The 24,084-nt window shown below is 57.1% G+C and carries 14 protein-coding genes; 5 read left to right on the forward strand and 9 right to left on the reverse strand.

Going from position 1 to position 24,084, the window contains the following annotated elements; all coding sequences use genetic code 11:
- Nucleotides 1–13: 13 nt before the first annotated feature.
- The gene (locus LJD29_RS07045; RefSeq protein WP_446745040.1) at nt 14–1,363 is read right to left on the reverse strand and encodes an amidohydrolase/deacetylase family metallohydrolase; all 1,350 of its coding nucleotides are present in this window, start codon (nt 1,361–1,363) and stop codon (nt 14–16) included.
- A gap of 201 nt (nt 1,364–1,564) precedes the next feature.
- On the opposite strand from LJD29_RS07045, the gene LJD29_RS07050 reads away from it, so the two are divergent.
- The gene (locus tag LJD29_RS07050) at nt 1,565–2,806 is read left to right on the forward strand and encodes a DUF5009 domain-containing protein (RefSeq protein ID WP_446745041.1); all 1,242 of its coding nucleotides are present in this window, start codon (nt 1,565–1,567) and stop codon (nt 2,804–2,806) included.
- Nucleotides 2,807–2,855: 49 nt separating this feature from the next.
- Here the strand turns inward: LJD29_RS07050 and LJD29_RS07055 are convergent, their stop codons facing one another.
- The 7 genes from LJD29_RS07055 to LJD29_RS07085 all read right to left on the reverse strand — a co-directional run bounded on the left by LJD29_RS07055 (nt 2,856) and on the right by LJD29_RS07085 (nt 14,196).
- On the reverse strand, nt 2,856–6,107 hold the full coding sequence (locus LJD29_RS07055; protein WP_446745042.1) for a TonB-dependent receptor: 3,252 nt from the start codon (nt 6,105–6,107) through the stop codon (nt 2,856–2,858).
- A gap of 367 nt (nt 6,108–6,474) precedes the next feature.
- Entirely contained in the window at nt 6,475–7,293 is an 819-nt protein-coding gene (locus LJD29_RS07060; RefSeq protein WP_446745043.1) for a 2OG-Fe(II) oxygenase, read from the reverse strand.
- Nucleotides 7,294–7,464: 171 nt separating this feature from the next.
- Nucleotides 7,465–8,862: an oligosaccharide flippase family protein gene (locus LJD29_RS07065; protein ID WP_446745044.1), complete on the reverse strand. Its 1,398-nt coding sequence runs from the start codon at nt 8,860–8,862 to the stop codon at nt 7,465–7,467.
- Between the two features lie 555 nt (nt 8,863–9,417).
- Nucleotides 9,418–10,206 (reverse strand): methyltransferase, TIGR04325 family, encoded by a 789-nt coding sequence (locus tag LJD29_RS07070; RefSeq protein WP_446745045.1) that lies wholly within the window; start codon nt 10,204–10,206, stop codon nt 9,418–9,420.
- 47 nt (nt 10,207–10,253) lie between these two features.
- On the reverse strand, nt 10,254–12,122 hold the full coding sequence (locus LJD29_RS07075) for an ABC transporter ATP-binding protein (RefSeq protein ID WP_446745046.1): 1,869 nt from the start codon (nt 12,120–12,122) through the stop codon (nt 10,254–10,256).
- 140 nt (nt 12,123–12,262) lie between these two features.
- Nucleotides 12,263–13,267 carry a cupin-like domain-containing protein gene (locus tag LJD29_RS07080; RefSeq protein WP_446745047.1) on the reverse strand — a complete coding sequence of 335 codons (1,005 nt, stop codon included), beginning with the start codon at nt 13,265–13,267 and terminating at the stop codon, nt 12,263–12,265.
- A gap of 20 nt (nt 13,268–13,287) precedes the next feature.
- The gene (locus LJD29_RS07085) at nt 13,288–14,196 is read right to left on the reverse strand and encodes a hypothetical protein (RefSeq protein WP_446745048.1); all 909 of its coding nucleotides are present in this window, start codon (nt 14,194–14,196) and stop codon (nt 13,288–13,290) included.
- Nucleotides 14,197–15,025: 829 nt separating this feature from the next.
- On the opposite strand from LJD29_RS07085, the gene LJD29_RS07090 reads away from it, so the two are divergent.
- The 3 genes from LJD29_RS07090 to LJD29_RS07100 all read left to right on the forward strand — a co-directional run bounded on the left by LJD29_RS07090 (nt 15,026) and on the right by LJD29_RS07100 (nt 21,360).
- Nucleotides 15,026–16,534: a sugar transferase gene (locus LJD29_RS07090; RefSeq protein ID WP_446745049.1), complete on the forward strand. Its 1,509-nt coding sequence runs from the start codon at nt 15,026–15,028 to the stop codon at nt 16,532–16,534.
- 100 nt (nt 16,535–16,634) lie between these two features.
- Nucleotides 16,635–17,582 carry a dTDP-4-dehydrorhamnose reductase gene (gene rfbD, locus LJD29_RS07095; RefSeq protein WP_446745050.1) on the forward strand — a complete coding sequence of 316 codons (948 nt, stop codon included), beginning with the start codon at nt 16,635–16,637 and terminating at the stop codon, nt 17,580–17,582.
- 556 nt (nt 17,583–18,138) lie between these two features.
- A complete protein-coding gene (locus LJD29_RS07100) occupies nt 18,139–21,360 on the forward strand; it encodes a non-ribosomal peptide synthetase (protein ID WP_446745051.1) in 3,222 nt (1,073 codons plus the stop codon).
- A gap of 60 nt (nt 21,361–21,420) precedes the next feature.
- On the opposite strand, the gene LJD29_RS07105 is transcribed toward LJD29_RS07100, so the two are convergent.
- Entirely contained in the window at nt 21,421–22,659 is a 1,239-nt protein-coding gene (locus tag LJD29_RS07105) for an NAD(P)-binding domain-containing protein (RefSeq protein WP_446745052.1), read from the reverse strand.
- Nucleotides 22,660–22,851: 192 nt separating this feature from the next.
- Between LJD29_RS07105 and LJD29_RS07110 the strand changes: the two genes are divergently transcribed.
- Nucleotides 22,852–24,084, forward strand: a complete 1,233-nt coding sequence (locus LJD29_RS07110; RefSeq protein ID WP_446745053.1) for an ATP-grasp domain-containing protein — start codon at nt 22,852–22,854, stop codon at nt 24,082–24,084.

The raw sequence follows: 24,084 nt of genomic DNA on the forward strand, positions 1-24,084 counted from the left end.
TTTCCCCATTCAACTATTTGATGGGGCCATTGAAGGGCGCGCGAGCGCGTGAACTGCCAAAAGGCCGTTCAGTGAAGCTTGTCCAACGCTTCGCCAGCCGCGGGTCGCTGGTCGGAGCCTGGTCCCAGTCATCAGATGAGATGCCGTTCAGATCCCACACGACCTTTCCTGCGCGAACGGTAAGCTGGCAAATCAGCTTCTCCGTACCGGTCTTCTTCGTGTTGTACATGTCGACGAAGCCATAGTGGCCGTGTTCAACACTCAGCACAGCGATGTCCGCCGGTGCGCCAACAGAAAGATTTCCCAGCTGCGTCTGCTTGATCTCACGCGCCGGATTCCACGTCATCTCGGTAAGAACCTGAGGTATGGTCTGTCCCATCGCCAGGAACTTGTCGGCATTGTTCAGCATGTCCTTCGTGCCCGAGTTCATGCTGTCGATGTGCAGATCGGTCGAAATCGAATCCGGCGTAAAGCCATCCTTCATCAGCGGCACCGCCACGCTCCAGGAGAACGATCCGCCGCCCGTGCCTACGTCGAAGTAAATACCGCGCTGGCGTCCAACCAGCATCGCCTTGCTGGGGCCCCCGGTCTGCGAATCCTGCTCGCCACGCAGTCCGGAATATGTGTGCGTGTAGATGTCGCCCGGCCGCAGCTTCTCGGAGAGCAGGCCATACAACGGCCGCTCGATACGCCGTGCGCCGTAATCGATCATCACAGGAATATTTGCAATCGTGCCGGCCTTCACAGCCTGCTCGTAAGGCTTCCACTCCGGACCGGTAAAGTGAGCGCTCTTGATGCCCACGATCACGCCCGGATACTTCAACGCCATCTTGGCCGTCGCCTCGCCGTCCATATCGTCGAGGTTGTCCTCATACTTGGCGCCGCGCATGCCCGCACCGACAATGTTCAGGTCCGCAAGCACGCGCGTCTTCGAGATGTCGATAACGTTCGCCTTGAAGTCTTCGAAGTTACGCCACCCCGAACTGCCCGCATCCACAACCGTCGTGACGCCGGTCCTGAAGGTGAAGCCGTCAGGAAAAACGCTTAACACACCTGCATAGGAACGTAGTTCGTTCGGGCTGCGATAGACGTGCACGTGCAGATCGATCAGGCCGGGCGTCACCCAGTAGTCCTTCACGTCGATCGTCTTCACCGCCTCCTTGGGATCGATGTGGTCGGCAACCTCGGCAATCAGCCCATCCTTCACCGCGATATCGCGGGTTCCGTCCACGTGGTTTTTGGGGTCGAATACATGCCCACCCGCCAGGATCATGTCGTACTGCTGTGCATGAGCCGCTGCAGCGCAGGAACACATTCCGGCGACAACCGCCGCTTTCCAGAATAGTGACTTGCCAAAAACCATTCGCCCCTCCAAGGGTTCGTGTCTATGTCTAGTACGTGCTTCTTACACTGTAAGAGCAGGAAATTACGAAGTCATCGGCCCGGTGTCTCGCAGAAATATACGTCAATTGGCCTAATTTCGTTTCAGGCCCGACTTAAATCGTTTCGATATCGATGGACAAGGGTCAAAGTCGCCGATTAAAACAGAACCACAGGACACACCATGAACGCCGCGACTGAAGCCTCTCCGCTCTCCACTGCCCCCATCGCCACCGCTCCACCCACCCGGCTCGCCTCCATTGACATCATGCGCGGTCTCACCATGGCCGTGATGATCTTCGTCAATGAGCTCGACGGCGTCAAAGGCCTTCCCTGGTGGACACACCACGCAAAAGGCAATTGGAACGTCATGACCTATGTCGACATGGTCTATCCGTTCTTCCTCTTCATCGTTGGCCTGTCCTTCCCCATCGCCATCCGGCAGCGGCTCAAAAAGAATAACTCGATTCCCGCGCTCTGGTCTCACGTGCTGCTGCGCAGTATCTCGCTCGTGGTTCTCGGACTCACACTGGCCAATGCCGATCGCGTGAATCCCGCCCTTACACACCTCTCGCCTGCAGTATGGGCGCTCACCACCCTCATCGGAGCGGCGCTCGTGCTCCGCGTCGATTCCAATGCGAAAGATCACCCCGCGCTCAGCCGAAACCTGCGCATCGCCGGACTCATCATCGTCGCCGTCATGTTCGCGATCTTTCGCGGAACCAACCGCAACGGCGGAGTTACCTGGATCGATATCTCGTACCCCGAGATCCTTGGACTCATCGGATGCACCTATCTGGCCGTCGCCATTCTCTACATCCCCACACGTCGCTGGCTGCTGGCGCCATTCGCATGGCTGATCGCCCTGATCACCTTCAACTGCCTGTGCACCGCGCAAATCATCACAGCTTTCAGGCATGTACCGATTCTGATCTGGCCCTTCGATAACGGAGCCATGGCGGCCATCATGATGGGTGGCATCGCCACCTCCGCCATCTTCCTTGGCGACCACCGCTGGCAGACCGTAGGAAAGAAGATGTCGCTGGGCGCAAGCTTCGGAGTTATCAGCCTCGCTGCGGGGTTTCTCCTCAGCCCACTCGGCATCTCCAAGATTCGCGCCACGCCAACCTGGGCCCTTTACGATATCGGTGCAGCCGCGCTGGCTTTCACGCTCCTCTACTGGCTCTGCGATATCAAAAAGCAAACCGGATGGGCCTTCTTCGTACGTCCCGCTGGAGCCAACACCCTCACGACTTACCTTCTGCCAGACTTCTGGTATTTCCTCACCATGCTCTTCGGCTTCACCTGGCTCGATACCCACCTGAATCACGGCCTGTCCGGAGTCATGCGCACCGTGGCTTTCACCGCCATTATTCTCGCTATCTCCGGCCTCCTCACCCGGATGAAGTTCCGACTGCAGCTCTAAAAAATAAAGGCCGCCATCTCTGGCGGCCTTTAAAAAGTACTCAGTGGAACTAGAACACGATCTTTCCAGCCAACTGGATCGAACGTGGGCTATAAAAGCGGCTTGTTCCCGTGACCGTTCCAAACCCGCTATAGGTGGAAGGATCATTCGGATCGAAGTTGCTCGAGATCGTCGCATTGGGATTTGCACCGCTCGGATGATTGAACAGGTTCTGCGCTTCCGCGCGGAACTGGAACTTCATGCTCTTCCAGATGTTGAAGTTCTTGAAGAGTGAGAAGTCCATGTTGTTATATCCCGGTCCATGCAAAGGATTCCTGCGCGAGGTACCGTAGGTACCCTCGTCCGGAATTTCAAATGCCGTGGCGTCGATACAGGAAGTTGCGTTCCCGCTTATGTAGCTGCTAAGGCCGCAATGAGCCATCGGCTTATGCAGCCAGTTAGGACGTTGCACATTGCCTCTCGGCTGGCCGACGTTCGCACGATCGAAGCCGAGGACGACGTTATAGGGCGTACCGGACTGGGCGGTGACGATAGCATTTGCCTGCCAGCCGCCGATCGTTTCTTTCACTACTTCCTTAGAGCCACTGAACTTCGGAAGCTCATAAGTAACAGTCGCCACGAAGCGATTCCGCATGTCCCAATCCGAATCGCCGTAATCCCGGCCGATGTTGTATTGGTCCATAGTCGTATAGCCACCGTTTGAGTTGTCGGTGATATCCAGGTCATGGCTCCACGTATAGCTCACAGAACCCGACACACCATGGGTTTCACGTTGACGAAGGATTGCAGTGAAGCCGTTGTAGTGAGAGTATTCGTCGTTCTGGATGCGGCGAATCGTGCCGAACAGCTGGTTAGGCCTGCGAGCGTTGATATTCGTGTCGGTCGCAGAGGGTTGTGGCTGGTTGTCGTAAAAGTCGCGGTCCAGGTGAATCGCGTGCGAGCCAAGGTACTGCAGTTCGAAGCCCGCATTCCTCCAAAGTTCCTGCCCCCAGGACAGGTTCCACTGATAAAGCGTCTGTGAGGGAAGGTATTTGGGAACCGTCGTCGCGGAAACATAAGTTCCCGGAACGCCCGCGACCGGTGACGCACTTGCTGCGCCCGGCGTGGGATTGGTGAACGAAAGCAGATTCCCCGCCAGCGTGGAGTAGGAAACGGTCGCCGCCAGCGGATAGTTTTGAGTTGTAAGCGTGTAAGTATTCAGCTGGTTCGCGTTGTAGTAAATTCCAAACCCGCCGCGCAGTGTTGTCGTGCCGGTTGCGCGATAGGCAAAACCAAAACGCGGCGCCCAGTCCTCATGATTTGGCCCATTAAATTTAAAGCCTGGAGTCGGTACGAAGTTCGCTGCCGTGCTTGCGCCCGAAGCTGGAATGAGCGCGGTTTCCGTATCGTTCAGGATGCGCGCGTATCCATTCAGGCTGTAAGGCACTGTTGGCAACTCGTAACGAAGGCCATAGTTCAAGGTCAGCTTCTGAAAAGGCTGCCAGTTGTCGAGGACAAAAAAGCCATCGCGCCATTCACCGATTGAACCCTTTGCCGGGAAAATGGGTGTTGTGTCGCTCTGTGCAAGTCCCAGTACGAAGTCGGCGGCGCTGTAACCGGTACTGGTGCCGTTCGAGTTGCCCTGAAAGTTGAACACACCACGAGGATCGTTTGCCGCCTCGCGTCCGATGGTCAGTTTTCTCAGCTCAGCGCCGGCCATGATGTTGTGCTTGCCGTGTATCCAGCTGATCTGCTCATAACCGTCGATCGTACGGTCATCCTGGTACCAGTTCGAGGCATCGTTACCGACCTCGTTGAACTGATCGAATGTGAACGAAGGCACACCGGGGTTGTTGTATTGCGTATCTGCGTTAAAGCCTGCAATTCCCAGCGCAGTTCCGGCTCCGTTAATGCCGTTCTGTGCAAAGTAGTTGAGATTGTTTGAGGTAACGGTATTCAATCCCACATGAAAATCATTGATCAGATTCGCAGTGATGAAGTGCGTGTAGCCGATCGCAGTATTACGGCTCTTCGTGGGTCCGAAAGATGCGTTGGTCGGAAACGGATCGCCCCCATTCACCTGCAGATTCTGCCAGTGATAACGAACGAAGATGCGAACTTTGTCTCCAATATTCTCATCAATACGATCGAGGGTCTGGTGAATGAACAGGTCGCTCGGATAGCTGACATTGAGGTTGTCTTGTGTACCGTTGTGGTCTCCCGGAACGTTGGGATTCACCATGTACTGCTCAATCTTCTGAGCGATCTGCGCGGAAGGCAGAGCAAGTTCCGAAGCAGGAATCTGATTATTCACATACGGCTGGCCAGTGAACGGATCATTCAGCGGAGTGGAAACGGCTGAAAAATCTCCGGCCTTCATCGCCGGCGTCAGCGCCGAAACGATGCTCTGCGACTGCTGCACCTGGTTGATCTTCTCGTAAGACGCAAAGAAGAAGGTCTTATTGCGACCGTTATAAAGCTTGGGAAGATAAACCGGCCCTCCCAGGCCAAAGCCATACTGGTTGTAATGCTGAATTGGGGTAGGCGAGCCCAGAGAGTTGGTAAACGGCGCCGCATTCAGAGCTGTGTTCTGAATGTAGTCATACACCGAACCGTGCAGATCGTTCGTGCCCGACTTGCTCACCAGGTTGATGTGCAGGCCCAGGTATGAACCGTACTGAGCGGGATAATTACCGCTCTGCATCTGCACTTCAGAAATCATGTCCGTGCTGGGGCGGGCCGGCGCCAGGCTGATCAGGTTATTCATGATCGACACGCCGTCCAGGTTAAGACTGTTCTGGATTTCGCGCTGGCCGGCACCGATGAAGTCTTCGCCCGGCGGCACACCCGAATAGTTACTCGTGGGGCCGATCACGACGTTCGAAGCTGTTGCCGCAACCTCGAGCGCATTGTGCCCGATGATCGGCAGATCCTCGACCGCCTTGGTGTTGAAGGTCTCACCCAGCGTCGCATCATCCGTCGAGATCGGCGGTGAGGAAGCAGACACGGTCACCGACGTGGCTTCCGAACCAACCACCAGCTTGAAGTCGGTACGTGTCGCCTGGTCGATCACAACAATCTTGCCGGTCTGGGTGACCTTGTTGAACCCCTGCATCTCTACCGTGACGTCATAGGTTCCCGGCTGAATGAACTGGATCGAATAATTGCCATCACCATTCGTCGTGCCTGGATATTTGACCTTCGTTCCTTCATTCAGTGCTGTCACCTTAGCGCCAGCAACAGGCGCTCCGGACGAATCCACCACCGTACCTACCATCGTGGTGTTGTTGGCAACCTGCGCCGAAAGATACGTCGGCGCCAACGTAGCTCCTACTGCGGTCGTCAAAAGACTACAGAACAATGCGATGCGTTTCATGGTCTCGAAAGAATCCCTTCGCTATTGATGTACTTGTCGTGGTTCAGAGAACATGGCCCGTTTCTTCTCCTCGTTGCAGTGGTTTTCAGAAAACGAGGATGTGAGCTTTCCGCTCTCCTACCGGTTTTGGAACACGGGGACTTGATGAGCATTGAAGCGTGAATTCATCGTGCTGTCATGAGGCAGGCAGCGTGCTTTTGTGCAGGTCAAATGACCTATGACCCGAAACAGGCCACCAAAAGACAAAAAAAGCCCCGCACTCTGGACGGAATGCGGGGCATCTATGCGCGTGCGATGAATTGCACGGTCTCTTTTATTTGCGCAGGCTTCTGTAGGCGTCCGTCAAAATCGGAGGCGTTACTGCGCGAACAAAACTTTTGAACGAATTCGACGTCTGAGGTTCTTCTACAACCTCGCCCGGCCGCTTCATAAACAGCGTCGAGTGCGAGTCGTTCACTTCCTCTTCCGGACGTCCATTCGAGTAGTAATACGTAGCAATCGACTTGCGCGTCCGATCCGGCGGGCACATCAGAGGATTCGGATGCCCATGGAATGACGTGCTGGTCGTGCTGAAAATTGCGCAACGGTTGAAGACCGGCAGAACCTTCACCTCGGCCTTGGACATTTCCTTGTCCCACAGCTCGAAATGGCCGCCGTACTCTTCCTTCCAATCCTTGTTCAGGTAAACCAGCACGTTGATACGGCGATCCACCTTCAGGTACTCGTGGTAGTTGAAGTCCGCATGCACGCCCAGCTTGCCGCCGGGCTTGATCTGGTGCAGCCCGCCACCGACGAAGTACGGGTCGGTAATCAGGCTCTTGATCCCGGTCAGGTCCTCGAGAAATCCGAGCATCGGCCGGCTGTTCAGGAAATACAGCACATCGCGAATCGAATCAGGAAGCCGCTCGACCACGTCGAACGCAAGCTTCTTCTCGTTGGGATTGTCGAACTCACTCCACTTAATCTCTTTCGGCTCAGGAAAGTCCTGGAGGGCTGCCTCAACCGCCTCGACCGGCAGGAAATTATCGAAGTACATGTGAGGAAAAGGCTTGTTGCTGAGGTACTCAGCCGACTTCTCCTTGCCGAGACGCTCAAGCTTGCTTGTAAACGCGTCTCCGAGCAGTTCCTTCATGGTTTCCTTCTTTGCTGGGTCGAGGTCTTGAGCGGCAAATTGATCCGCTTGGAATATGCCCATTCTGATCGAAACGGGTGGGGCCGATCAATAACACTAACTGGGTATACGGCAGGTCACTCGGGCTTGCGATCTGTTTAATAAAAGGTAAACAGATCGCTTAAGAAAGAGTTACCAAGGAACGTTGGCGAATGGGGATCCAAATCCGAGCCAGCTCCGCAACAGCAGCGCGGCGACGAGGCACGTGACAAACGCCGCGGTAAGCCACGTGTCCTGCCAGTAGAGCTTCATTCCTTCCCGATGCGCGCTCACAACGGTAACGAAGTAAACCGGCAGATCGCTCAGTGCCACCGCAAGCACGGCCCCGGTCATGCCCAGCATGTGATAACCGAACGGAAGTCCGGCGTAGAGAGTGATGCAGTAAATCAGATATCCGAGAGCGTTGTAGTGAGCCTTTTGCAGCGAGAGAATCGCCTGGCTGGTGGTGCTGTAGAGCAGCGTGTGCCAGAGGCCGAGCGTGAGAATGCCGATCATCCAGGCCGCTTCGTGATAACGCTTGTCGAAGATCAGCCGGACAAAATAATCTCCCGTGCAGACCGTAAACACCAGCAGCAGGCCGCCGACGACCATCACCGGCATACGGTACTTCAACACGATCGCCTGGTACTCATTGCGAGGTCGCTCAGAGAACTTGGCGATGAACGGAAATCCGACTCTTTGGCAGAACTGGAGAATAATCTGGCGGGGAATGTCCGAAAGAGCAAAAGCGATGCCGTAAATGCCCAGCATCCGGAACGAGATCAACTTCGCCAGGATGAGCCGATCCGATTGCAGCGCAAGGAAGGTCAGCGCCGTACCGATAAGAATCCAGCGCCCGAACTGCACCAGCGATCGGACAGCTTCTTTCTCCCACTCAAAGCGCGGACGAATCTCCGGCATCATGAAATAGCTGACAATCGTCCGAATCACCTCGGAAATCAATCTGCCTGCCACCAGAGCCATCAGCGACGGCTGATAAAGCGCCCACAGGTACGTCACAACAAACTGGACCACCTGCTGCAGCAGCTCCAGCATCGACAGGCGGCCAACGCCGAGATGACGGGCCATGGTAAGCAGGCTTGGCGAACTGGCGCCGGCAATGGCACAGCCCAATCCCAGCGCCGGCAGAATCCAGATCATGCGCGGCTCGTGGTAGAACTGCGCCACCGGCCATGCCAGAGGAATGGTGATAACGAACAGGCCGATCCCGCGAAGCACCTGCAGCGTCCACGCCGTATTCAGGAACGTGGGTTCATCGCCCCGGGGATGCTGAATGATGCTTTCCTGGAGCCCGATATGGGAAAAGAGATAGAGCCCCACCATCACGGTTGTGACGAGGGCCATGATGCCGAAAAGGTCTGGCGCGAATAAGCGGCTGAGCACAGCGCTGCTTACCAGCCGCAGCACCATCGTCAGGCCATACGAAATCGTGACGAAGTACGTCCCCTTGACCGCCTTCGATTCAAGGGATCGAAATTGGGACTCTTCGGGATCTTCCGTAAGCGGTGTGGTCTCCGTCGCGAGCGTCATACGGTGTCACGCGTCCATTCCTGCGGCGAACTTTCCGCTTGGGCTTTGCCAGGAAAAAGTGGGCGGACCAAAACCGCGAAGCAGCATATCCGATGCGGCACGCTCAATAAAAAGTGAGTCAACATGTAAAAAGTGCCCATGAAAAGATACGACAGGGTTCCGGGGGAAAATACGGCAATAGAGTGGAGCGATATTACTTGTAGCCGGTGGCTTTATGCCTGCTGTTATGCGGGAACGAACCTGATTCTAACTGTTCCGCCGACGCCATACAACGCGCAGTCACCGTACTTTCGTGGCATCTCTGTAAACAAATCGGGTCAGTAAGAAATTCATTTTATGAGCATTCCAGCCTTTTTCGCAGGAGCGATCCGGTCTTCGTCAATTAGACGCCTTTTTATCAGATAAGACGGAGCAATGAGGATCTGAAAGGCGCATCTATTACACGGAAACGCAATAATTCTCCCATGAGTGAAGCATTGCGAAACACAAGGCTCACACCAAAGAGTTCATTGCGAGCAAAGCAGCCTCCGCTGTGCACTTACGCAGGCGCTCTTATCAATTCCCGCCAGCCATCGATGGAACCGGATACGAATCCTTCACGAAATAAAACCCCTGGTAATTCCTGAGTCGAAGTCTCGGTTTCAGCCGGACAGACAGCGTACTTTCCGGGCAATCCCAGCTGTCCACTAGGCGATACCCTAGCTTCATCAGCGCATCGATAAACTCCTGCCGGTTGAAAATCTGGTATGGACAGAAGAACTCGCCGATCTGGTGCAAAGTGTAGAAATGCTCGCCATCCCAGGTCGGCACGCGATTGATGATCAGGTATGGCGGAGCCGCCTTCAAAGCCCCGAGCTTCGCAGACAGCGGCTCCTTGATGAACTGCAACGTTCCAGCCGTGATCAGGACATCTGAGCCGTCAGCATCGCTGAACTCGGTCGTGAACCTCAGCCCTTGACTCTGCTCCTGGAGCGCACGCTCACGGCCAACTTCCACGATCACCGGAACGTCACAGACGAGCCAGTCGATTCCAGCCGGCATCTTCATGTATTGCTTGTTAACGTAATAAGCAATGCCTACGCTGCCTCCGAAGTCGAACAGCCGCAGGCCTTCCTTCAATAGCGGCTTCAGGTGGAAGGCCGTTACGTAATCGGTCGGACGCTTGCGCAGAACCGGGTAGGTCCGGAAGATCTCCGCCGCTTCCTTACTGTTGTAGCCGACGCTTTTCCCCTGAGGAATCTCTCCCTGCGCTGCGTCGAATGACGGATACACACCTCGCCATGGAGTTCCTACAAGAACTTTACGCAGCAGTGCATTCGATTGAATCTTTTCGCGCAGCATCATGGATAGAAAGGCTCCTCACTCGAGCGGAATCAAAGGTAAAGGATCAACTAGACCCGGCTGGAAGGAAGCGAGACTTCCAAAGAGGCGTCGCCGTCTTTTTCCGCCTCAGGAACAACATCGCCCTCACCGGGCGCGAGAAAAAGATTGCTCTCGATCGCATGTTGACGTGTATAGAGATCGTTATAACGGCCCTGAGCACACAACAGCTCGACGTGGCTGCCGCGCTCCACAATCTCGCCGCTCTCGATCACGAGAATCTGATCCGCGCGACGGATCGTCGAAAGTCGATGCGCAATCACAAAGGTTGTACGGCTGCGCATCAGGTAATCCAGGCCCTGCTGAATCAGTGCTTCCGATTCAGAATCAAGGCTCGATGTCGCCTCATCCAGAACCAGCACGCGTGGGTCCGCGACGATGGCGCGAGCGATGGAAATTCGCTGACGCTGCCCGCCGGAAAGCTTGATGCCACGCTCGCCCACGATCGTCTCCAACCCTTCAGGAAACCGGTCCGCGAACTCATCGACACGGGCGATGCGCACGGCATTCATTACCTCTTCCTCGGTCGCATCCGGACGCGAGAAAGCAATATTGTCACGAATCGTACCATCGAACAAGAAGGATTCCTGCAACACCACGCCAAGCTGACTGCGATAGCTCGAGAGCACTACCGAACCCAGATCCGTGCCATCCACAAGGATGCGTCCCGAAGCCGGCGCATGGAAGCCACAGATCAGGCCGATCATCGTCGACTTGCCCGAGCCCGACGAACCGACAAGTGCCGTCACCGTTCCTGGAGCAGCCGCAAACGAAATGTTTCGCAGAACCGGCTTGTCTTCAACATAGGAGAACGAAACGTTTTCAAATCGGATATCGCCCGCGATCGCACGCTCCGGCAGCGTAACCGCGCGGTTTGGATCGGCCTCTTCCGGCACCTCGCTCAGCACCTCATGTGTGCGATCGAGTCCGGCAATCGCCTCGGTGATCTGCGTTCCGATCGACACCACCTGTACCATGGGCTGAACCATGTAAGCCAGCAGCATGGTGTACGTCACGTACCCTGCCACCGTCAGGCTATGGCCCAGCATCTGGCGGCCGCCTGAGTAAATCACCACGGCGGCAATCACTCCAATCATTCCGGTCGACGCCATGGTCGTATACGAAGTCGTGGTAATCGCGCGCAGCACATTGTCGAGCAGCCGGTGCACACCGGCTGAAAACACCGCCGACTCGCGATCTTCCGCGCGATAGATCTTCACCACGCGAACGCCGCCGAGCGATTCGGTAAGCCGCCCCGTCACCTCCGCAGTGATGCTGCCGCGCTCCTTTGCGATCGGCCGGATAAACCGGAAGACCTTGCGAAGAATCAGGCAGAAGCAGCCCATGAAAACCATGGCCACGCCGGTTATCTTCGGGCTTAATACAAGCAGCATGATCAGCGCAAACAGCGCGGTCAGCAGACCACCGGCAAAGTCGATCAACCCGGCGCCTACAAGGTTGCGCACACCCTCCACGTCCGTCATGATGCGCGATACCAGAGTGCCCGTGCGATTCGCATCGTAGTAGGCCACGGGCAGCTTGCCGATATGCTTCTGCACCTGGATGCGAAGATCCGTGATGATGCGCCATGCGGCTTTTGAAAGCAGCTGCGTCACGGTGAATGCAGCGAGCGCCTGGATGGCAGTCGCAGCGAGAACCGCAATCACAATCCACGGCAGCATCCGGGGATCGTGCTTGCCGGTCGTCTCGCCGATCACGTTATGAATCAGGAAGTATGTCGAAACCGGAATCACCAGCACGCAGGCGCGGTTGATGATGATCAGCAGAAGGCCGGCGAGCAGCATACCCCGGTAGGGGCGCAGGATCGACCAGACCCGCGACATCGATGTTGGCAACTGTTTTAGCTCTATCTTCGCCATGACGCCTTCGCCGGTTGAGACACAGTTTACTGCACACTTCGCCGCACGCTCGTGGCATCCGGGCGAACTTTAGTGGGATCGTATCGTTGCAAAAAGAACACGCCTGCCGCCCGGTAGTTACCCGGCGGCAGGATGAACAGCTACGAGCGAGAACTTTCGAGCAGCATCTTGCGGCGCGAATCGGCCAGGCTCGAGATAGGAGAAACATAGGAGAGTTTGCGTGAAAGAGCGCCATGCGGAAACCACTTCTGCCATGTCTCGACCGCGCTCATAACGGCACCGATCGCATGCAGATAAGCAGCCTTCACAACCCGGGTCGGCGCAGACTTCACAATGCGCGGATTGCATGACTCGGCCACAAAACCATTCCAGTTCACGCGGTCCAGCATGTTGGTGCAAACAGAAATCGAAGTGCTCACGACACGCGCCGAGTGCCACCACTTGGAAGGGACAAAGATCGTCTCGCCGGGCTGAATGATGCCGCGATACTGCACCGCGCGGGCAAGCAGGGGAAACTTTTCCAGATCGGGATTGACGAGGTCATCGATCTGCGAGGTCGTCAGCGTCTCCGGATGAGCATAGATATTCGGAGTATCTTCGGGCGAGAAGAGAACGAATTCCTTGTCGCCATAGATTTCGCTGATCATTGCATTGGCGTTGTCGCCATCGAAATGCATCAACGGAAACTTGCCGCCCACGCCGCCAATCAGCAGTTTCAGGTAGCCGTCAGGACGGCGAAAGCGCTTCGGCATCAGCGGACTGCAGTAACGTCGCGGGAAGCCATAGGCATTCTCCGGCGAGAGATCCGGCAGCAGCTGCGGCATGTGCTGATGAATGATCACCTTGTGCAGATACGGCCCTGGCTTCTCTGCTGTCGAAGCAAGCACCGCATCTATCAGCGCCGCCATCGACATCTTTACGCCGCCATAAGTTACATCCACTTCTTCGGCACCGAACCGGCTCTTGAAAAATTCCGGGGTCCAGCGGTGCAGCGCGTTCCACTGAGGCATCGCGTCTTTGATGATCACCGGACGATTCGGGATCACGTACTCCCGCAGAAACTTCTCATATGGAAGATCGGCCGCATTGCGGCGTTCAATCGGAACCACCTTGATCGTGCGGTCTGTCGCCTTTTCCGTCTGCATCTTTTTGTCCTTCTCGTTCCCTACTTCGACTTCCGCTTGATTATGCGCTTCAGTGTCAGCCCCGTCTCAATCGCCAGGCGCTTCGAATTGTCGATCAGCGCCGACTGCCCTGGAGGCGTTGGATTCATCCCCATACGGCGCAGATGATAGTTCGCCTGGTACACGTTCTTCCGCTTCCAGTCCTTGAACTGATAGCTGATACTGAACGAAATGCCGACATCGTCGCCATTCTGCAGCCAGTGCGGGCAATTCACGGGGATGTGAACCCCAATGCCCGGCTTCATCTCGCAGACAAAAGCGCGATCCTGAAATTGCGGCTTATATACGCCGGCGTTGTTGTCCTTGGCCCAGAACTTCTCCAGCTCCGCCTCGGGAACTACATCCTTATCTGTGCGGTCGAAGATGTTAATCGTCTTTGAGCCGCGAACCTGCATCAGGAAATTGCACTCGCGGTCAATGTGGTATGCCGTCACGCGATTCGGCGAGGTAAAGAAGATGATCGCTTCCTGGCTCTTCTTGTCGCTGTCGATCTCCTGACCGCTCAGGCGCGAAACTTCCGCAAGGCACTGGTCAAGCAGCTCGCCGTATTCGGGATCTTTTTCGACGTGCCGCAGCATCATCCATGCGCGGCCGCTATCGATATCGTCGAAGGTCTCTTCAACGGTCTTCGTCTTTGCTGGATATGTCTCCCAACGCTGGCCGACCTGGATATCGCCGGCATCATAAACAGCCCAGGGACGCGTCGCCGTGCCCTCCGCCAGCAGCCTGCGCATGCGGGCACGCTGGAAGAGCGGGTGACTCTCAGTAAAAATATGCGAGTAGGAAAACGCCTTCTTATCGTACGAATGGCGGAAGCCTTCGTTGCTGGCATCGAAGAAGGATCCGGAAACAACGGCTGACTGGGGACGCGCGATTGTCGCTGCGCTCATTGGAACACTCCTGCTATCAGACTTGCTTATGTGTTTTCATGCTCAACGTAGTCGAGAATTGGCTGCACTCGCCCAGAATCCTGCCTGCGAGCGAAATGCAGCCACCGTCTGCGCCCTTCGTCCGGTGTATCTTCCTGATACTTGCTGGAAGAGGCACGCGGCAGCGAGCGAAAGAACCAAGGAATAACAGGTGATACAGGCACTCGTGCAGGGCTCTGCGGCCCTCATTACACTGCCGACTCCAATCACAGCCTGATTCGGAATCTGCAACGTTAAGAAAAATCTACGCTGACCCCGGATCAGGAAACTATTCCCCGTTGGTAACGGACTGTACGACCAATTGGTCATTTTCGTTTTTCACCAGAGCGATTAGACTTACATTCCCTAGGTTCCATGTTTTGAGAGGCTCATCCCGCGCCGGAACTCGGAAATCGAGGTAACCCAAACGAGGCATTCCCTCAAAATTTGGAGCTCATTACCATCTGGGGATGATGAAGGTTAATTCCGGCTGCTACCTTCATTGTTCAGTATCACCGGCTTTATGATTTCGCAGTGCTGGATCGTTCCTCCGCCGAGAAGGCTTGCGTCACTCTATGCAACAGCGCTCCCAATGGAGTGACATGGGCGAAGCCTGGCCAAAAGTAGCCCTGAAAACCTCGGAACTTTAACAATAAGAGCAACATCTGTACTGTCAAAACCCCGGAAGATCGCATAGTTTTCCGCTCCCTCCAGGCGAAATACTCCCTCCATGCGAAACGCGGCCTGCGAACGATCGGATTGGCCATTCTTCCTTCTCATAAACCATGAGCACGTCTGTGGAGAGACACTTATGAGTGCCACCTCTGGAGTTACCCCGGCATTACAACACGAACTACCGCGCGAGTCCCGCCCGGTCGAACGTATGGTTGTCCGCCATACCACGCAGTCGGTCGTCACCGCGGCCGTGATGATGGCGACTGACATCGCTGCTGTCTGGCTTGCCCTCCTGCTCGCCTTCGAATTCGATATCGGCCTGACGCGCAGGAACTGGGAGAGCGTGCAGCAGCCGCTCGCCGGCAGCCAGCTTCTTATCAGCCTTGGATATCTCGCATTTTTTACCATCAGCCTGTTGCTGGTCAGCCGCCAGTACGGCCTTTACGGACAACTGCAAACGCAGTCGATCCTGCATGAACAGCGCCGCACCGTACAGGCATGCTTCACGGCCGGCCTGCTGCTCTGCGGCAGCATGTACCTGACCCATAATGTCCTCATTCCGCGCGGCGTTGTCATCGCACTGGTCTGCATTTCCACGGTTCTCCTCTCCATCCTCCGCGGATTGTGGAGATATATGGCTCATCGCGACTACGAACGCGGGATCGGTACACGCAACGTCCTCATCGTCGGCGACAGCCAGCTGGGAGATTCGCTCCGCCAGCAGATGGAACGCCATCGCCGTCTCGGACGGGTCTTCAAGGGATTCATCTCGCTTTCCGGCGATATCAGCCAGCCAGCCGCAGGCACCAGGATCCTCGGCAACCTCTTCCAGCTTCGCCACCTGATCCGTCAGCACTTCATCGACGAAATCGTTCTGACGGAACGCTGCGGGACCGAGCAGCTGATCGAACTGGTAGGCCTGGCGCGCGATCTCGACGTCGAAATCGTCGCCGTTCCAGGCGTGTACGAAGAGGCCTCGACGGACTCGCCCATCTTCTTCATGGGCGACTTCCCGGTTGTAGCCATTCATCGCCGTAATGACAAGGCCCTGTCATTCCTGGTGAAGCGCATCGTCGATACGGTTCTTTCTGTCCTGCTGCTGACAGTGCTCGCACCGCTTTTCGTCGCGGTCGCGCTGGCCGTCAAACTCAGCTCCCCGGGCCCTGTTTTTTATGTCTCCGAGCGTGTGGGGCGCAAGGGACGCATCTTCAGACTCTGGAAGTTCCGCACCATGGTGCCCAACGCCGAAAAGCTGAAGGCGTCGCTCATGGCTGCCCATGCCAGCAACGACATTCTCTTCAAGATGAAGAACGATCCGCGCATCACCCCCATTGGGCGGATCCTGCGCAAGTTCAGCCTCGATGAACTGCCGCAGATCTTCAACGTTCTTCTGGGCGATATGAGCCTGGTCGGCCCCCGCCCCCCACTCGCAACGGAAGTTGCACGTTACGAGCTGAAACATTACCGCCGTCTCGAAGTTCTTCCCGGCCTCACCGGCCTGTGGCAGGTTCGGGCACGACACGAACCATCCTTTGACCAGTACATCGCCCTGGACATCGCCTATGTCGAAAACTGGAATTTCTGGATGGACCTCAAAATCCTTATCCGCACGGCCGAAGTAGTCGTTCGCGGAACTGGATCCTGATGCCCGCTCTCTGCCCGGCTCCACCAGAGCCAGGCAGGAGCGAACACCGTTTTCCCCTTTTCCGGCATGGAAACCTCCGTGCTACTGGAGCATTCAGCTCATGCGTATTTTGCTAACCGGCTCAAACGGGCAGGTCGGCACGGAGTTCCGCAAAACAAGCGGGCACGATGCCGAGATTATTTCTACCGGGAGCCGCGATCTTGACCTCACCCGCGAGGCGGAAATTCGCCGTTTCGTACGGGAAGTCAAACCCGATGTCATTGTGAATGCCGCTGCCTTCAGCGATATCGACGCCGCTGAGCGGAACTGGGACGCCTGTTTCGCCATCAACGCCATCGCTCCCGTCATCCTCGCCGAGGAAGCTCATCGTCTCGATGCGCTTCTCATCCACTACTCGACCGACTACGTCTTCGACGGCACGAAGTCTTCTCCCTATACGGAAAAAGATCCAACCTCGCCCCTCAATGTATACGGAGCCTCCAAGGTCGCGGGAGAAGAAGGCATCGCCGGCAGCTTTGCCCGCGCCATCATTCTCCGAGTCGGCTGGATCTATAGCCTTGAAGGCGACAACTTCCTGCGCTCCGTTCTACGGCTCGCCGAGAACGCTGAAGAACTGGAAGCGGTCAGCGACCAGCTTGGAACCCCCACCTCCGCGCTCGCAATCGCGCAGGCCACCAGGCAGCTCATCCGTATCTACGAGACCGTCCCGCGAATCCAGTTCCCTACCGGCATCTTTCACCTCGCCGCACAGGGTTCTACCTCGTGGCATGGCTTCGCATCCGCCATCGTGAATGCCCTTGCCGAACGCAAGGAAGCGCTGGTGCTGCCAGTCGAGCCTGTGGAACATTTCGCTTTTGCCCGCAGGCCTGTGAAGCTCGCGCTTGACTGCAAGAAATTTCACGAGGCTTTCGGTTTCCAGCTTGCTCCCTGGGAAGATCAGCTGAAGGAGGTGCTGGCCGAAGCGCAGCCGTTCGGCAGCAGTCCACCAAGGATCAAGCGAGTCGACTCCGCAGAGACCGTATCACGTCTTCGCGTGACGAAGGTCTAGGGAGCACGCATCGATTTCTCATTGCGAACAGGAAAAACATTCCTGTTCGCAAAATCGATACACACAGGACAACATTTGTCAGTTGCCCGGATACAGATCAATGCTGCCCAATTACAACCAAAGATACATTGGTCTGGGTCGTCTTCAGCGCGATAATATGTGTAATAAGGTTCATTCAGCCGATACCATCGTCGTCGAAATGCACGACGGAGTGACTACGACCCGGATCGTGACGGGCGGTATCGGTATTGGTTATCTGTTCAAGCCCGGCAAAACCAGACGGGCACTTCAAGCGTCATAACAGACGATATTGCAAGTGTTGGCGTGAAAACTTTCATCATGCCGATCTCCTGAGATACGACCGTCGTCACTGCGCGCATCTGCCACAGTTCACCGGCGCCGGAGGCTTCAGGACATTTGAATTTCGGAAACGGTCATACAGGCATCGATGAGCTCCAATACTGAACTCTCCCCATTATGTAATGTCACGATCGCCGCAAATGCCGGAGGCGTCGCACGTCCGAGGCGCACGCCGGAGCATTCGAATTTGCAGGAAATGCTTCAACAGTTACCATTCGTCGCCACCACGGCGCTTCGGCAAAACTCCGAAGCTTCGCTCCTGCTTACCCTGGACGAGGTCTCCGTTCTGCGTGCTGCTGCCGAGAGAATGGGCACCAGCCTCGACCTGTATCTTGCCGGCTGCTTTTCGGCCCTCCTCTCCCGGCTGCTCTGGCACGAAAGTGTTTCGATTATCCGGATCGGCGTCTCCCCGGAGGTTTTGACCTGCGTCTGGGATAGCACAACGCCATTCCGGTCGGCCTACGCCAGCATGCGTACAGAGCTTCTCGAAGCTTCCAGCCAGATTGCCGATGCCGGCCCCAGCTTTCTTTTCCTGCCGGAAAGTAAAACCTTTCAGCCTTCATCTTCAGCCTCTCTCCGGCTCACTGCCGGTGCCGGACCTGCGGGCTCGCTTCAGCTATGGCTTACAAGCGCCGCGGGCCGCTGGTCGAGCGACATCCTGGTGGGCTGGCTCGATTCCCTGCGCTGCCTGTGGCTGGCTTCTGCTGCCACTCCCGAGCTGCCGCTTCGCCAACTCCCACTCCTCAGCCAGAACGATCTGGCCGCGCTTTACACCGGGCTGAATCAATCATCGGTGGCATTTCCCTCCATCCAGGAGGGGATCTCGGCCTGGCAGGCAATTGCCCGGCAGGCTGCGGCAACACCCTCGGCAATTGCGGTGCGCCACGACGGCCGCCAGTTAACCTACGCCGAAATCGAAGATCTGAGCAATCTCCGGGCACGCCAGCTTATCTCCCTTGGCGCCGGCAAGGATCGTCCCGTAGCCATCTGCATGGAACGCTCCGAGCTACTGCCGGTCGCGCTTCTCTCGATCCTCAAGTCTGGCTCCTGTTACGTGCCGCTCGATCCGCATCACCCGCGGCAGCGCCTTACTTCGATCCTCGAAGAATGCAAACCGGTTGCTGTGCTCTCGGACACGCACCATGCGTCCTCGTTCGATGGAGTCGTCTCCTGTCCGGTACTGCAGATGGATACGGCATGTCCTGAGATATCTCCAGAGCCCGTGCTTGCGTCGCCCGCTCCTGACGATCTCGCCTACATCATCTACACCTCGGGCACGACCGGAAAGCCGAAAGGCGTCCAGATCAGCCAGGTGTCCCTGCTGAACCTGCTGGAAACCATCCGGCAGAAACCCGGCCTGTCCCCGAGGGATCGCTGGCTGGCAGTGGCGACGATCTCGTTCGACATCGCCACCATGGACATGCTGCTCCCGCTTTTCACCGGCGCCACTCTCGTCATCTCCAGCCGTAACGCCGGAGGCGACCCGTATGAAATGGCGGCCCTCATTGAGCAGGAAGACGTAACCGCCATGCAGGCCACGCCCTTCACGCTCAAGCTGCTCGCGAACTCCGACTGGCAGGGCAAACAGGGATTGAAGGTCATTGCCGGCGGCGAAGCACTGCCCCGCGATCTCGCCAACCAGCTCATCGATCTCGGCTGCGAGCTCTGGAACTGCTACGGCCCGACTGAAACCACGATCTATTCCAGCGTCATCCGTATCCATCCGGGCAATGGCATTGTGCCCATCGGCGGACCGGTCGCAAATACGAATCTCTACGTCATGGATGACGCAGGCCGCCTTGTGCCTCCCGGCGTTCCGGGCGAGCTGTACATCGGCGGGATCGGCGTCAGCCACGGCTATCTCGATCGTCCTGAGCTGACGGCACAGCGCTTTGTGTCCGATCCTTTATCGACGGACCCGGCTGCACTTTGTTTTCGCACCGGAGACCTCGTCCGCTACCTCAGCACGGAAGAGATGCAGTACATGGGGCGTCTCGACCATCAGGTCAAACTTCGTGGCTTCCGCATCGAGCTCGGCGAGATCGAGTCCGTACTGCGTACTCATCCCATCGTCGCGGACGCCGCCGTCATCCTTCGCGAAGACACGCCGGGTGAGCCGCGCCTGATCGCATATTTCACCGAAGACCCATCGTCCGTGTCCGGCGTGAAGGCCGATCTCCGCGCCTACGCCAGCCGTCTTCTGCCGGAGTACATGCTGCCGTCCCGCGTCATCCGCCTCGATAAAATGCCGCTCACCGGCAGCGGAAAGGTCGATCGCCGCGCACTGCCCGTTCCGGAAATGATGGAAGGCGAGGATTATGGAGCGCCACGCCCGGTCGCTGCGGGTGTGGAACCGGCTTCTCCTCTCGAAGCACAGCTGCTGCTCGTCTTTCGCGAAGTGCTCAACAACAACGCCATCGGTGTCACCGACAGCTTCTTCGATTACGGCGGCTACTCCGTACTCACTGCGCGCCTGTTCTCACGGATCCACCGCACGCTCGGACGCAAGCTGCCGATCAGCATGCTCTTCGACGGCCCTACGCCGCGCAAGCTGGCCGCGCTGATCGAAAAGGGCATGACGCCGTCCATCATCGTGCCGATCCGGACAGAAGGCGCGGCAGCGCCGCTTTTTATCGTGCATTCCTACCTGATCTACGCAGTGCTGCTCGAATCCATTGAGCCGGATCGCCCGATTTACGGCATACGAGAACTTGAAGACGCCCAGATCGGCATCCCGCTCGAAGATCGCGCCCGGCTCTACTGTGCCGAGATAGAGAAGACCTGCCCGTCCGGACCAGTTCATCTTGCCGGGTGGTGCGCTGCAGGATCGCTCACCGTCGAAGTAGCGAAATACCTTCGCGAACACGGCCGTACCGTCACCACCGTCTCCCTGTTCGACGCGGAAAGACCCGGCTGGCAGCCAGACGTCAGGGCAGGCGAAAGCCTGCTCACGGCCAGGATACGCAGCTCTCGCAACTTTCATCGTGAGCGCATGCGCGGGCTCAGTCTGCGCGGCAAAATTTCATACATGTATGCACAGTGGTCACGGCGCTGGGAGGACGCAGTCGAACGATTTGCGACCCGCCATCGTGTCGTCTTTACCTGGATCCAGGAACGCATGCCCTTCCTCTTGCCGGAAGCCTTGCGCTACGGTTCGGCCGGGGTGGCTCCAAACGAGCTCATGCCCACGAAGACACAGCGCTATCCGGGCGAGATCGTTCTCTTCCGTGCAAGTGACGTCGCCCAGATCGACGGAGCGGATCCATCTCTCGGCTGGGATTCTGTCGCCAGCCAGGGAGTTCGGATCGAGTTCGCGCCAGGGGATCATGAATCCATGTTTCGCCCGCCCCACCTGGCCACGTTCGGAAGCATTCTGCGGCGCGTCCTGAGCGAAGGCGAAGCCGCTCTCAGCGCTTGATCTTGCACAAAAGGCCACCCAATGGGTGGCCTTTTGCATAGCTGTACAGCTGCCGAACCGTTAGCTTGTGGCAGCAACCGCCCTGCTCGCAACGGGCTGCCGCTTCACTCCCCTGGCCAGATACTTCGTGACCCGGAACGCAGTAAAACGCGAGCCGAATGCGAAACGCATGACCGGGCCGAAGCTGAAAGCAGCGGACACGCCGGTAAAGTAAAGCCCGTGCACCGACGACTCAAAACCCGGCGAAAGAATGGGCGCATCTTCAAGGCGCTTGATCTTGGTGGCCAGCGATGGGCTCAGGAACTTCAGGCGATTCACATCAACACGATAGCCGGTAGCGACTACGCAGTGATCGACCACCTCTTCGACGATCTTCCCGTTCTTGTCCTTCAAGGTCAGGTGAACCTTGCCATTACGAATCTCAGCCGTCTGCGGGGTCATGCCGGTATGAACAGGCACGCGGCCTTCGATACCTTTTCTGACGGTCCATCCAGCGGACGGGCCAAGGAAGCGCTTGACCACCTTCACGCGGAAGTCAGAAGGAAGGTGATAGAAGATCTGCGGCATGTCGGTCACAAAGCGTGCCTTCCAGCCCGGCCCAACGCCACTGCGCGGCGAGCGGAGGCGCTGCCAGAGCGGCTCGCGGCCAGGGTGTGGCGCATCGTGGAAGCGGACCGCGCTGCGGCGCGCATACACCGAAACATCGGCATCGCCGTCCTTCAGCAATGCAGCCAGATCCAGCGCCGAAGCGCCCGAACCGACGACCGCAACCTTGCGTCCGGCAAAGGTCTTGGGATCCTTGTGCACCGAGCTATGCGTTACATAGGCCGGATCGAGATTGCGGAAGCATTGCGGCAGATAGGCGAAATGCGTGATCCCTACTGCGACTACAACCTTCTTCGCCGAAACCGTCTCGCCGCCCTCCAGCGTCAGCCGGAAGCCGTCCTTGACCTCTTCGATCAGGGTGACGAAACGATCGTCCAGTTCTGGAACCATTCGGCGCTGGAATTCGTCACCATAACTGACAAATGTTTCCAGGCTGACCGGAATCTTTTCGTGGTCGTAAGGGATGTTGCGCTCTGCGCAGAATTTTTCGAGTGTGAAGATGGAGGAGGGGTCAGAAAGGTTTGAAGCGAAGCCGTCAGACTTCAACATCATGCCTTCCGGCATCTGCTCCCGCCACGTGTACATCAGCTTGCCGAAGATGCGAAAGGGGATACCGCTCTCACGCAGATGGGCTGCAATCGAGAGACCGTAAGGACCAGCTCCCACAATGGCTACTTCAGTAAAATTCGACATATAACCTCTCACGAAGCGGTGAGCCGACACAACACCGCAAGCTCGCGTTGGAGTCTGTTTTAGTTGAGCAGAATGCCGCTAGACCGTAGCATAATGCAGTGATTTTGGCCCTCACAATCAAACTTTCGTGCAATAAGCGATGGGCAAAAAATCGGTTCTATTAATTGATATAAGCCGGAAACTATTATTTTGATGCGACCGAAAGTTCTCCTGTTGATGACTTGCTGCTGGGTTCCTCCCGCACGTTTCGCGCTCGTGCTTCTGAGAGAAGGGTGCGATGTCGATGCGGTGTGTCCTCCGGGCCATGTCATTCGAAAGGTCAAAGGAATCGGCCAGGCCTATCCCTACAACGGCTTTCAGGGTTCGCTTCGCAACGCCATTCTCGAGTCTCGACCCGACTTCATCATTCCCTGCGACGACTACGGCACATCCAACCTCTACGAGATCTGGCAGGCCGAATTGCGCAATGGCGATCCGCACAAGCTCGCCGCGCTCATTGCCCGCTCGCTCGGTAATCCGGATAACTGTCATCTCGTCACCGAACGTGGGCGCTTTCTCGATGTCGCGAAACAGCTCGACATCCTGATTCCCAAAACCGACACGCTCCCTCCAGCGGCCAACGTCAAAAGCTGGCTTCGTACGCAGTCTTTCCCGGCCTACCTCAAGGCGGATGGCACATCCGGCGGCGTGGGTGTGCGTCGCGTCGAAAATGCCGAAGATGCGCAACTCGCAGCTGCGGATCTCTCCCGCCCCCCCGGCATGCTACGAGCCTTGAAGCGCTTCCTGGTCGATCAGGATCGCCGCCTTCTCTTGCCGTTTCTCAAGCGCGTTCACCCTTCGCTCAGCCTGCAGGAGTTCATCGAAGGAAACGAAGCCAACGCCGCTGTCGCCTGCTGGCAGGGCGAACTGATCGGCTGCATCTGCTTCGAAGTCATAGAGCGGACCGAAGCCCTCGGCCCGGCCGCTGTGCTGCGCGTCATCCGGCATCCGCAGATGGAATCGGCAGCCAGGAAGCTGGTGTCGCATCTGCAGCTGACCGGCCTCTACGGCCTCGACTTCATACTTTCCGCAACCGGCGACGCTTATCTTCTTGAGATGAACGCCCGCGCCACCCAGACCTGCCACCTGGTGCTGGGTGACGGCCGCTCGCCTATCCCTGCCCTCGCTGCCCGCCTGGCCGGCCACGATGCCCCGCCGGCAAAGACCGTCACCGAACTCGATACGATCGCTCTTTTTCCCGCCGAATGGCTCAGGGACCCGCAAAGCACTTACCTTGAAGCCGCTTACCACGATGTTCCCTGGGAGGCGCCCGAACTGATCGATGCAAGCCTGACGCCGAATCTTGAGCAGCGCCTTCGCTTCAAGCAGGGCAGCCAGGTCCTGGAGTTCAAAGCGTCCGTGCAGGCACGGTCTTACAAGAACTGA

Origin of the sequence: Silvibacterium acidisoli (assembly GCA_022870745.1) — a bacterium.
In the GTDB taxonomy this organism is placed as follows: Bacteria; Acidobacteriota; Terriglobia; order Terriglobales; family Acidobacteriaceae; genus Silvibacterium.